Raw genomic sequence first — 11,991 nt, forward strand, 5'->3', positions numbered from 1 at the left:
CACTCTTGTCGAATATTATTAATAGGGCTTCACCTTCTTTCGAGTTTTTTGGGTGCTACTATTAAATTCGACAAGATTGGGGTGAAGCCCTTTTTATATCATTAAATTCTTTGTTATATCAAGGCTTATTTTTATGAAATTCGCTTATTTACAATAGCAAAAAACCTATTTTCTAAAATAATACAACTTTTTACTTTTATTTTTATCTAATTCCTTTTATTACTATATAATATTTTTAAATTATTATCAAGTCCCGGCTGAAAGATTTAATCTCAACCCGACCATCATCAATATAAAAATACATTGAGCGACCATAATCTTTACCAACATCACTACCAATTATTTTTATACCGATATTTTTTAAAATTTCTTTAACTGCTTCAATATTTCTTTCACCAATCTTCATCACAGAGTCTCCACTTTCAGATTTAAACATTCCAGCTCCTCCAACAATTTTGGCAGACAGCCTTCTCTTTTTGGCACCAATAACTTCTAATTCTTCTATCAAAAAAGGGATCCCTGTATCAGCATATTTTACAATTTTTTTGCCACCTGGATTTTTCGGCAGCATAATATGAACCAGACCACCAACTTTAGAAAATTGATCATAAAGAGCAATTCCAATACAGGATCCAAGTCCCAGTGTCGCTAAAACTGTATTTTCATCACCAACTGCATGGTCTGCCATTTTAACCACTAATTTCTCTGCTACCTGATCCGGACTAGGCAAAATTACCACCTACCAACCTTTCAAATAGGAAATCAAGGGAGTCTTTTTCCGGGATAAAGAAATAAAATAACTCTAATTTTTCTGCACCGGCAATAAACTCTGTTTCTAAAAGCAAAATAAAATCTTCTGTCTGGCTGTAATCAATAACAGAAGAACTCAAAACTGCACCAGCCATATCATAAGCCATAGCAGGAACACTCTGCTCTAAATCTAGATCTGTAAAATCATTGATTGCTTTTAAATAAGCTCCACTTAAAATATTCCCCAGCTCATTAAGGGCAGAATGCTGCATTGATTTTTCGGGTAATTCATCAGTGGAAAAAATAAGCTTTAACATTCTTTCTACATTTTCCATATCCACAACCAGTAATATCTTACCTGATATCTCTCCCGAAAAATTAATCATAATACAGGCAATATATTCTTCTTCATCACCAGTAATTGCCGGCAGATCCTGAATATCAATCAGTTCCACCTTGGGAACTGTCATATTAATTTCCTGGCCAATCATACCGGAAAAAGCTGTAGCTGCATTACCTGCCCCAATATTAGCTACTTCTTTTAGAATATCTCTTTTACTCTGATCTAAATCCATAAACATACCTCCCGATATTATTGTTTAACTATCAATTCCAGCATCAACATTTTTTAATTCTTCAATTTCTCGATTACTTAAAACATTTTTAAGATTAAGAAGCAGAAGCAGTTCATCACTTTTATCAGCCCTGCCTACCCCTTCTATATAATCACTGTCAACTTTTCGGGCTAGATCAGGTAAATTAATAATATTTTCTCTGGTTAAAGGTTCAATTTCTTTAACATCATCTACCATCATCCCTGCTGTCAAACCATCAAGTTCTACAATAATTATTTTTTCTTCTTTGTCTTTTTTGTTCCCCGTAATATTGAGGCGCATCTTTAAATTAACTACCGGAACTACAGATCCCCGCAGGTTTATTATTCCACTTATAAACTCAGGGCTATCCGGAACAAAAGTCATCTCAGTATTAGACAAAATTTCCTTTGTCTGATTGATATTAACTCCAAATTTCTTATCTGCTAAATAAAAAATAACATACTGTTTTTTATCCTGGCTGATCTCTTTAATCTGCAAAATAACCACCTCCAGCTTAAATTTTATTCGATTAATCTTATAAAAATAGTTTTCCCCATTTAAAATTATTAAGAAATAATAACTTTAGCATGGGGAAAGTTATTAATAATTTATTAAGTGAAAAGTGTTTTTTCTAAATCAAGTAGAATTAAAAGATGGTCTTCATCCCGGGCACAAACACCACGTAAATAATCCTGTCGTAAATTACTCTCCACATCTGGTGCTGGTGTGATACTATCCTCTTCCAGCCAGACAATTCCTTCAATATGATCTACCTGAATTCCTAAAAGCATTTCATTTACTTCAACTGTAATAGTTCTCTGCTCATCTTCTTCAAAATCTCCACTATCCTGATCAATTTCGAAGCGGCTGTGCAGATCAACTACGGGAACAATAATCCCTCTTAAATTAATAACACCAACAACATGTTCCTCAGTATTTGGCACATTAGTAATTTGAGCAGATTTAATAATCTCTCTGGTATATTCTATCTCTATCCCATATTCTTCTTCTCCAATGTTAAAAACTACATATTGAGCCTGACCGCTTTTCTTATTATTTTGATTTTTAGCTTTATCTAAATCCAAGCGCTCTTGAGCTGTCTCCATAATCACACCCCATTTATGAAATTTTGAATTCTCCTACTAATTCTTTTAATTCAACTGTCATTTCAGTCAGACTATCTACTGCCTGATTGAGATTTTCCATTGATTCAGATTGTTTCTGCACTGACTCGGAAATTTGATCACTGTTGACCGCCTGTTCTTCGGTCACTCTGGATATATCCTGACTACCTTTAGAAAGTTCGTTGACTGAGGCAGCAGTTTCTCTAACCTGTGCAACAACATCCTTGATTTTATCTGTAATATTATTAAAGGTTTTACCTGTTTCAGAAACAGAACTTGCTCCAGTTTTAATTTGATCATTTGTATTATTAATAACTCCAACTGTAGCCTCGATTTCATCCTGCAAATTATCTACCAGACTCTTAATATCGTCAGTGGAACCTTTAGTTTCTTCTGCTAATTCTCTGATTTCATCAGCTACTACTGCAAAGCCTCGTCCAGCTTCTCCAGCTCTGGCAGCCTCAATAGCCGCATTCAAAGCCAGCAGGTTTGTCTGTTCTGCAATAGAAGAAATCATGTTCACAATCCCGTTAATTTTACCGGCAGATTCATTTAAATTATTAATCTTGTCAATTGACTTTTCAGAAACTTCCATTACTTCTTCCATTTCTCTTTCAGTTTTCTGCATTTCTTCCAGACCACTTTCTGCCAGATCATTAACCTGATCTGTATAATTAGTGATTCCCTGGACATTTTCGTTAATTTCTGTACTGGAAGATGCAAACTCTTCTGCAGATGCTGCAACCTCTTCAATTGAGGCTGAAAACTCTTCTACCGAAGCAGCAACATTATCAATGGAAGTAGATGTCTCAGCTGCTGTATGTTTTAGTTCTTCACCAGTTTTATCTGTTCTGACTGCAGAATCATTAATATTTACAACCAGCTTTTTAATATTATCTACCATTTTATTGAAAGCATCAGCAAGTTCCCCAATTTCATCATTATTATCAATATCTACCTTTTCTGTCAAGTCACCTTCAGCAATAACATTTGCTGAGTCTCGCAGTTTTAAAATAGGTTTGGCAATATAACCGGCAATATAATAAGCAACTACCATTCCAATTATCACAGCAATTAGTCCAATCAAAATACTAAGATACCTCATAGTAGTAATTGGTGCCATAACATTTGCATTTTGAGCCTGAATCGCAAGTGACCAGTCAGCAGATTCTAAAGGTGCAAAAGCTACTCCTCTTTCTGCTCCCAAAAAGTTATAAAAATCTATTTCACTTACTCCGGACTGCATTTTATTAAAGAGAGAATTTATTTCTTCACCACCATCTGTCAAAAGTGATTGATTACCCTGAAACTCCGGATTTTCATGAGCAATTACATAATTATTTTCATTAATAATAAATCCAGAACCTTCACCATTGATATTCATCGAAGCACTCATCTGATTAAATACAGACAGCGGTATCGAACCACCAAAAATCATATTTAAATTACCTTCTATAAAATAAGGTTCAATTATTAATACTGATTTTTCTTCTGCTCCAGGTGTCTGGGTGGGATCACTAATAAAAATTTCTTCACTTTCTAATGCTCGCTGAAAAACATCACTCTCAGATACATCAATTTCTTCACTGGAAAGTGTTGTACTCATCTGCCCATTTAAATCAATTAAAAAAAGTGAAGACAGATAAGGATGTTCTTCTACTATGGTGGCAAAATGTTCATTATTACCCATATTAAAGTAGAGCTGTCTTGCTAATTCTGTGTCTAAAGTTGTCCGGCTGTCAAACCAGCTGTGGTCAAGGTTTCTAACTGAACTGATACTCTGATCGACAACCATATCCAGCTGTCTTGCATTATTACGAACTTTATCTAAAGCCGCCTGATAAATACTCTCTTCCAGAATACTGCTTGACTGAAAATATGTAAAGACTGAAGAAAGTAAAATCAAAGCTAAAACTAAAATACTAATAATAAGAACTAATTTGGTTCTGATACTCTGCCAGTTTATTTTGTCAATGCTGAGATCCATCTTTTAATCTCCCCTATTTAAGTTTTATATTTAAGCAACAATGTCTCTTACATCAATAATTAATGCAACATCTCCATCACCGATAATTGTAGCACCACTGATATATTCAGTATCCTGCAGATAATTACCGAGAGATTTGATAACAATTTCCTGCTGATTTAGCAGTTCTTCTACTATTAAACCTATATAACGGTCTCCACTCTTTAAAATCACAACTGATAAATCAGAATCAGATTTTTTGAATGAATCAAGATTCTTATTACCAAATATTTCAGATGCAGAAACTAAAGGTATAGTATTTTCTCTTAAAACAATTACATCCTTACCTCTAACTTTTTTGATGTTTTCCGGACTAATTGTCAGAGTCTCACTGACAGCGTTTAACGGAATTGCAAATGTATCACCATCAACTGTAATCATTAAAGCCTGAGTAATTGCAAGAGTCAGTGGTAAAGAAATCGTAAAAGTACTCCCTTTACCAAGTTCAGAATCAATACTGATTTGACCATCAAGTTTTTTGACTACATTCCGAACTATATCCATTCCAACTCCACGTCCGGATACATCTGTAACCTCAGCAGCTGTACTAAAGCCAGGATGAAAGACAAAGTCAAGTATTTCTCTTCTTTCTAATTGATCCAGCTCTTCTTCCCCAACTATCCCTTTTTCTACAGCTTTACGACCGATAATATCAGAATCAATACCAGCACCATCATCGGAAACTTCAATGATGATTTCACTACCCTTCTGATAAGCTTTAAGTTCTATCCGTCCTTCTTCATCTTTGCCTTTAGCCTTTCTTTCTTCCGGCTTTTCAATTCCATGATCAATGGCATTTCTCAGCAAATGAGTTAACGGATCAGATAATTCATCAATAATTGATCGATCCAGTTCAGTTTCCTGACCTTCCATGACAAAATCAATTTCTTTATTCATTTTATTAGAAAGATCTCTAATCATTCTCGGAAATCTACTGAACATGACCCCAACAGGCACCATTCTAATCTGCATTACAATATGATGTAATTCCATGGTCACTCTATCCAGCTGTGGAATAATCTCATTGAATTTAGATTTTTGAATATCCAGAGACTGCAGGCGAGTTTTATTAATCAATAATTCTCCCACCATATTCATTAATGTGTCCAGCTTGGAAATATCAACCCTAACTGTTGAACTACTCTGGAAAGAATTAACCTTATGTTCAGCATGAAGACTTTTGCTGTCATCCCCTTTGTTTTCTTCTTCCATCTCCAGAGATTCGATTTCAGTGAAGTTTGTAATCTCAGCTCCAGAAATTTCTGCCAGCTCTTCTTTAAATTCACCCGCAGGCAGCCAGCTCAAAGCATAAATGTCTAGTTCGGAAACCGGCTCCTCTGACTCTTCAATTTTATCTTTAGCAGGTATTGATTTAAACAGCTTGGCAACTTCTTCAATCTTTTTAAGAACCATAAAAGCTCTTACACTCTGAAAATCCTGTTCATCTAAAACAACCTGGAGATGATATATCCTTTCTTTATCCTTTTTGATCTTTGCTAACTCTTTCTTTTCCACCTGAGTCAGATTAAGGCTGAACTCCTCAGCTGTTTTCTCAGAACTATTTTGAGCGTCTGACTCAGAAACTGCAGCAGCCTGCTGTCCATAATTAGCTAGTTCCTGGATAAATCCTTCTAAATTAATGCCTTCAGGTTCTTCCCCTTCATTTTCTTTAATCTTTTCGACCAAAAACTGGATATTGTCCAGTCCCTGTAATAAAAGATCAATAAACTCGGTTGTGACCTCAAGTTTACCATCTCTAACTCTATCTAACATATTTTCCATTTTATGAGTTAGTTCTGTTAAATTTTGAAACCCCATTGTGGCAGCCATTCCTTTAAGCGAATGAGCTGCTCTAAAAACTGCATCAATTGTTTCCTTATCCCCTGGATTATTTTCGAGGGTTAAGATTCCATTGTTAAGGGTCTCAACATATTCCTTTGCTTCGTCAAAAAACATATCTAAATAACCATTGTCCTGCATTAACTTCCCCCCTAAGTTTAATTATTACTAAAATTACTAGCTTTTTTCATCAAAAAATTTAGCTTCGTATTTATCGGAATTAAGATATCCCTTAATACTTTTTTCCCTGCTGTACAAAGAAATCATCTTTTCTTTGTTTTCAATCTTCTTCTTCTCCAGGGCCTGCATATTTTGAGACTGCAGTTCACTAATTTCCTGCATCAGTTGATATAAAGCCTCTCTTTTTTTCTGCAGCTCCTCTTTAGATAAAGAAAAAGCAAGCCGGGTAAAATAATTTTTTGGCTCAATCTTATCAATCTCAGCAATAAGACTGTTTTTCTCCTCTAACTTCTCTTTTAAATTATTAAAGTCCCCCTCTTCAATCAGATCTGCTTCTGCTTTAGTAAGGGATTTTAAATTCTGATATAATTGATACAGGTCTTTCATAAATAAACCTCCACTTAAACACCAATATTTACTTTTTTCTGTTCACCAGAATTTTGAGTGATTATAATTTCCTTATAAGTAACAAACAATTCTTCTACCAGAGGTATAACATTATCAAGATGTCTGGTATTTTTATTTAAATTAGCCTGAATAAGTTCTCTATAAATAAAATCATAAAGGCTCTCCAGCTGAACAGCAATTTCTCCACCCTGTTCTTTGTCTAATGTACCCTGCAGCTCTAAAATAATATTTTGAGCCTTAATTATATTCTTATGGCTTTCTTCAATTTTTCCTTCTTTTATATTGTTTTTTGCTAATTTCATAAATTTCACTGCACCCTGATAAAGCATCAATAAAAGCTTACCTGGACTTGCTGTTTTGATCTGCATCTGCTTGTATTGATCGGCACTTCTTCCCTGCATATTAATAGCCTCCTGTACATATTTTATAATTTTTTACTCAAAATAGCAATAAAACTAAAGATTAAATTTAATATTATTTAATTGATCCAGCAATTTTTTGTTCTTTACTGCTTTTTGATTTTCTTCTTTAACATCTTCTAAAAGTTCTTTGCGCATAATTTCTATCTCTTTTGGAGCCTCAATTCCCAGCTGGACCTTTCCATTTTCAATCCCCACCACAGTTACCTCTATCTGGTCATCAATTATTATTTTCTCATTTAATTTTCTACTTAATACCAGCATTATTCTGCCACCTCTTCTGCAGCTGCAAAAATTTTGTAGCGCACCTGATAACGCTGATCATCAAGTATTACCTGTTGACCAAGTTTTTCTTCTAAATTTATTACTATTGGTGCCGAAAGATTAGCGGTGCTATTATTAAAATCATTTTTTAAAGTAATGATGTTTAAAATCAGTAAATTTGAGACGCTCTCTATTTTTAGCTTTTTTTCTGTCTTGTCACTAATTTCAAATTCATAATTCTGAATTAAATTACCCGGCTCTACCGTTACAAAAGCTATATCCGGGTCTTCAACCGACTGCATTATTATAAATGGTGATTCCTCTGCCAGCGGCAGCAAAATAAATTCTTCCAGATTTTCAAACCCAGGCAGTCCTGAATTAAAAGAAATGATATCTGATTTATCAATTTCTATTTTACCAAAATCTCGGGTCATTATTTCCATCTAAATCCCTCCAAATTAATATTTATTACTGCTTTACTGTTAAGCTTTAAAATCTATATTAGGCCCCGGTTTATATGCTACAACTAATTCTCTCTGTTCACTATACATTATTTCTGCCCCCAGATCAGAGATTTTATAATTTTTAAAATCACTCAACTTATCTCCTGTAGAAGCATAAAAAGAAGCTGCTTCCTGAGCAGTTTCAAGCCCTTTCTGGGCAAAGTTTTTCGCACTATCTGATAGCTTATAAAATCCCATGGCTCTCCGGGAGGGATAACTATCAATATTTAAATCTAAGTTCTGCAGCATATACTCACTTCCTCTCATAAATTATTATCGTAGATTGTGGTGATTAATTAAATCTAATTAGAGGCTTTTAAGCAACTTAAAAAGCTCTTAAGAGTCTTTTGCTTCCATTTACTCCCTATTATCATTAACTAAAAAAGGTTTTAACTAATTAATAACGAATAAAAGATATATGGATTTAAAATTATTGAGGTGAATAATGATGAAAAATAAAATAAATTATATAATAATCATTTTAATTTTAGTTTTAACTCTATTTAGTTTCCCAGATCTGCAGGCAGAAGAAATAAAAAAGCTGGACTATCAAATATTAGAAAGTTATCATCATGATCCCCGTGCTTTTACGCAGGGATTGGAAATCCACAACAATCACCTGTATGAAGGGACAGGTCTCTATGGTAGATCTTCATTGAGAAAAGTTGAGATTGAAAGTGGTCAGGTTCTAAAACAAATAAATCTGGCTAAAGAATATTTTGGAGAAGGAATAACTATTTTAAATAGTAAAATTTATCAACTCAGCTGGAAAGAAAAAACCACTTTTGTTTATGATCTCAATTTCAATTTAATTAAAACTTTTAGTTACCAGAGAGAAGGATGGGGATTGGCCAATAACGGTGAGCAATTAATTATGAGCAATGGCAGCGAAATCATTTCTTTTAGAGATCCAGAAACATTTGAACTGCTTAAAAAAATTGAAGTTAAAAATGGTGATCAGAAAATAAAAAATATTAACGAACTGGAATACCATAACGGCTTTATTTATGCGAATATCTGGCAGACCGACTATATTGCTAAAATTAATGCTCAAAACGGAAATGTCACCGCTTATCTTGACTTGAGCGGAATTTTAAAAACAGACTATGATGGTGAGATAGATGTCTTAAACGGAATTGCCTATGATCCGGCAAATGATAATTTTTTAGTTACCGGAAAATTATGGCCTAAAATTTACAGGATTAAAATAATCGAATAAACTTAAAACTCCCTTATATCAGAAATCAAAGTCCTGCTATAAGGGAAGTTTAATAAATTATTATTGATTTAAAATTTCATAAACCTGAGAGTTATTATATTCACTGTAAGGATCTTCTCTTCTCAGCCTCTCTAAAATCTCTCTGCTTTTTTCCACTTCTCCTGCTTCATTCAGCATTAAACCGAGGTTATAAAGGGCTTCATCATAATAATTTGTATCATTATATTCATTTAAATAGATACGATAAAAATGATCAGCTGATTGATAATTATCCATTTGTTCATAACTTCGGGCCAGTAAAAATAGACTTTCCCTTCTCAAATAATCAGTTTCTGTTAAATTGTAAATGCTCTTAAATATATCTGCTGCATCCTGATAGTCCTGTTGAGAAAAATAATCCATTCCCAGATTAAATAACTGCTGCTCTGTACCTTCCTCTAAAAAAGTATTGGCTTCCGCTAACTCCTGCTTTTCTTCTTCTCTCTGCTTTAATTCCTGGATACTTTCTAAAGATAAGAGAAATTGATTATTTTGATATTGAAGTAAATTAGTTTGATTCAAAAAGTTTTGGCCGCTGTTTTGTTGTTTACTGTTTTGATCAGCATTATTATCTGAACTCGTTCCTGAAAAATTATTTGTATTTTCAGCCTCCGTTTCAGGATTCTCACTCTTAACTGCTGCTGCCTCATTATTTGTATTTGAAGAAGCGTTCTGTTCGCTGCTGCTTTCTTCAGATTCAGTCTGAGCAAACTCAAAACCCCGGATATTATTCTCAATCCATTCAAAGGGACTGAGTCCACTTACATTCAAAAAAGCAGCAAATAAAAACACTGCAATTATCCCCGCAATTAAAGCACTCTTTTTATTTGTCTGAGATTTAAAATTAAACGCATTACTATTTTTATCTTCTTTTTCACACTGCATAATATAATTTTTTATATTCTGATTGCCGCTATCTAAATCATAGGCCTGATAAAAATATTCCAGAGCTTCTTCATAATTCTCATCTTTTTTGTATAAAAGCCCCAAAATAACATAAGGCTCAATTAACTCGTCATATTCTTCGATCAATCTTTTTAAAAATCTTATTTTTTCAGTCCGATTTGCTTCGTCATTAAACAAAATATGCTTATATTCTTTTCTAATTTCCTTAAAATCCTGTTTGGTAATTAACTCCAGATAATCTCTAGCTTTATTATTATCTCTCTGCAGAGTAAGGCTTTTGCGCCAGGTCTTTTCAGCCTTATCAAATCTACATTTTAGGTAATAAGCCAGTCCAAGCAAATTAAGTGCAGACACACTTTTGGAGTTAAATTTTAAACATAATTTTAATTCATCAATTGCATCAGAAACATTATTATCTTTTATAGAATTCATAGCATCTTTGTAATGAGCATTATTTTTTTTCATCTTAACAACCTCTCCAGATCTAATATCTGCTATTTTTTATTATTTTATCACATAAAAAGCAATCTGAAAAGAAAAAAGAGACAGCTAGAAACTTCTCATCCAGCTATCTCTCCTATATTTATCATTTTAAAATCTAAAATTATGCAGTTTCTTTTCTATTTAAAACATCAATCATTACAGCCAAGATTATAATAAACCCTTTAACAATCATCTGATAAAACGAATTGATCCCTAATAAACTCATACCGTTATTAATAACCCCAATAATAATAGCACCAATTACCGTTCCAGTTACAGTACCAACACCACCCATAAAGCTTGTTCCACCTATAATTACTGAAGCAATGGCATCTAATTCAAAACCATCACCTAAGTTAGGAGAAGCACCATTTAAACGGGAGGCAAGTAAAATACCTGAGGCAGCACTTAAAACACCAGTTATGACAAAGACCATTGTCTTTGACCTTAAGATATTAATACCTGATAACCAGGCAACCTCTTCATTCCCACCGATTGCATATAATTTACGGCCAAAACGAGTTTTACGCAGGGTATAAGCTCCTGCCATTACAACTACCGCAAAAATAGCTACTGGTATTGGAATTCCCTGATAACCAATAAAAGAATAAAAACCAGCAATAAATCCAATCACAATTAAAATTATACCTACTGTTAGTTTGGCTTTATTTCTAACTTTTTCTCCCTTTCGCACCTCAATACTTGTTTTAAACATAGCAAAAATACCAAGTATCAGAGCAATAACCAAAATTATAAGAGAAGGCAATTTGGGTATGTAACCACTACCAATCACAGCAAAAGTCATATTTGTTACAGGGACTGAAACTCCCTGGGTTAAAACTAAACTTAAACCTCTGGCAATTGTCATTATTCCTAAAGTAATAATAAAGGGATGAATATCAAATTTGGCACTCATAAAACCATTAAAAAATCCAATTACTCCACCAACCCCAACTAAGGTAATTAATATTGCCAGCCAAATTCCCAGTCCAGCCTGCATTAATAAAGTTACTGCTACTGCAGATAAACCTACCACTGAACCAACTGAAAGATCAATACCAGCCAGCAGGATTACCATTGTCATACCAACAGCAATTATTCCATTAATAGTTACCTGCCGCACCAGATTAGTCAGATTTCTTGAACTTAAAAATGAAGGTGAGGCAAAACTTAAAATAATTACTAAAACAATTAATGCTATAAATGTACCATTATTTTTGATAAACTTCTTCAAA

The 11,991-nt window shown here is 33.7% G+C and carries 14 protein-coding genes; 1 reads left to right on the forward strand and 13 read right to left on the reverse strand.

All coding sequences use genetic code 11. From position 1 onward, the window contains the following. Window positions 1–235: 235 nt before the first annotated feature. The 11 genes from C7958_RS14320 to C7958_RS14370 all read right to left on the reverse strand — a co-directional run bounded on the left by C7958_RS14320 (window position 236) and on the right by C7958_RS14370 (window position 8,358). Complete coding sequence (locus C7958_RS14320; RefSeq protein ID WP_111573351.1) at window positions 236–730, reverse strand: chemotaxis protein CheD; 495 nt, start codon at window positions 728–730, stop codon at window positions 236–238. Next, window positions 723–1,325: a chemotaxis protein CheC gene (locus C7958_RS14325; RefSeq protein ID WP_111573352.1), complete on the reverse strand. Its 603-nt coding sequence runs from the start codon at window positions 1,323–1,325 to the stop codon at window positions 723–725. Before C7958_RS14325 ends, C7958_RS14320 begins: the two co-directional genes overlap by 8 nt. Window positions 1,326–1,349: 24 nt before the next feature. Further along, a complete protein-coding gene (locus C7958_RS14330) occupies window positions 1,350–1,844 on the reverse strand; it encodes a chemotaxis protein CheW (RefSeq protein WP_166668561.1) in 495 nt (164 codons plus the stop codon). Window positions 1,845–1,957: 113 nt separating this feature from the next. Next, window positions 1,958–2,452, reverse strand: a complete 495-nt coding sequence (locus C7958_RS14335; protein ID WP_111573354.1) for a chemotaxis protein CheW — start codon at window positions 2,450–2,452, stop codon at window positions 1,958–1,960. 13 nt (window positions 2,453–2,465) lie between these two features. After that, window positions 2,466–4,457, reverse strand: a complete 1,992-nt coding sequence (locus C7958_RS14340) for a methyl-accepting chemotaxis protein (protein WP_111573355.1) — start codon at window positions 4,455–4,457, stop codon at window positions 2,466–2,468. A gap of 30 nt (window positions 4,458–4,487) precedes the next feature. Further along, complete coding sequence (locus tag C7958_RS14345; RefSeq protein WP_111573356.1) at window positions 4,488–6,476, reverse strand: chemotaxis protein CheA; 1,989 nt, start codon at window positions 6,474–6,476, stop codon at window positions 4,488–4,490. A 36-nt stretch (window positions 6,477–6,512) separates the two neighbouring features. Further along, the gene (locus C7958_RS14350; protein WP_111573357.1) at window positions 6,513–6,902 is read right to left on the reverse strand and encodes a flagellar export chaperone FlgN; all 390 of its coding nucleotides are present in this window, start codon (window positions 6,900–6,902) and stop codon (window positions 6,513–6,515) included. Window positions 6,903–6,916: 14 nt separating this feature from the next. After that, a complete protein-coding gene (gene fliS, locus C7958_RS14355; protein ID WP_111573358.1) occupies window positions 6,917–7,324 on the reverse strand; it encodes a flagellar export chaperone FliS in 408 nt (135 codons plus the stop codon). Between the two features lie 54 nt (window positions 7,325–7,378). Further along, window positions 7,379–7,606, reverse strand: a complete 228-nt coding sequence (csrA, locus tag C7958_RS14360) for a carbon storage regulator CsrA (RefSeq protein WP_111573359.1) — start codon at window positions 7,604–7,606, stop codon at window positions 7,379–7,381. Continuing rightward, a complete protein-coding gene (fliW, locus tag C7958_RS14365) occupies window positions 7,606–8,049 on the reverse strand; it encodes a flagellar assembly protein FliW (protein WP_111573360.1) in 444 nt (147 codons plus the stop codon). The genes csrA and fliW overlap by 1 nt, the downstream gene beginning before the upstream one ends. A 39-nt stretch (window positions 8,050–8,088) precedes the next feature. Then, on the reverse strand, window positions 8,089–8,358 hold the full coding sequence (locus C7958_RS14370) for a DUF6470 family protein (protein ID WP_111573361.1): 270 nt from the start codon (window positions 8,356–8,358) through the stop codon (window positions 8,089–8,091). Between the two features lie 199 nt (window positions 8,359–8,557). On the opposite strand from C7958_RS14370, the gene C7958_RS14375 reads away from it, so the two are divergent. Then, window positions 8,558–9,328: a glutaminyl-peptide cyclotransferase gene (locus C7958_RS14375; protein ID WP_111573362.1), complete on the forward strand. Its 771-nt coding sequence runs from the start codon at window positions 8,558–8,560 to the stop codon at window positions 9,326–9,328. 60 nt (window positions 9,329–9,388) lie between these two features. On the opposite strand, the gene C7958_RS14380 is transcribed toward C7958_RS14375, so the two are convergent. After that, window positions 9,389–10,738 carry a tetratricopeptide repeat protein gene (locus C7958_RS14380; RefSeq protein ID WP_111573363.1) on the reverse strand — a complete coding sequence of 450 codons (1,350 nt, stop codon included), beginning with the start codon at window positions 10,736–10,738 and terminating at the stop codon, window positions 9,389–9,391. Between the two features lie 139 nt (window positions 10,739–10,877). Beyond that, complete coding sequence (locus C7958_RS14385) at window positions 10,878–11,990, reverse strand: sugar ABC transporter permease (protein ID WP_111573364.1); 1,113 nt, start codon at window positions 11,988–11,990, stop codon at window positions 10,878–10,880. Window position 11,991 lies beyond the last annotated feature (1 nt).

It is taken from the genome of Halanaerobium saccharolyticum (assembly GCF_003259895.1).
GTDB classification, from domain to species: Bacteria; Bacillota; Halanaerobiia; order Halanaerobiales; family Halanaerobiaceae; genus Halanaerobium; species Halanaerobium saccharolyticum_A.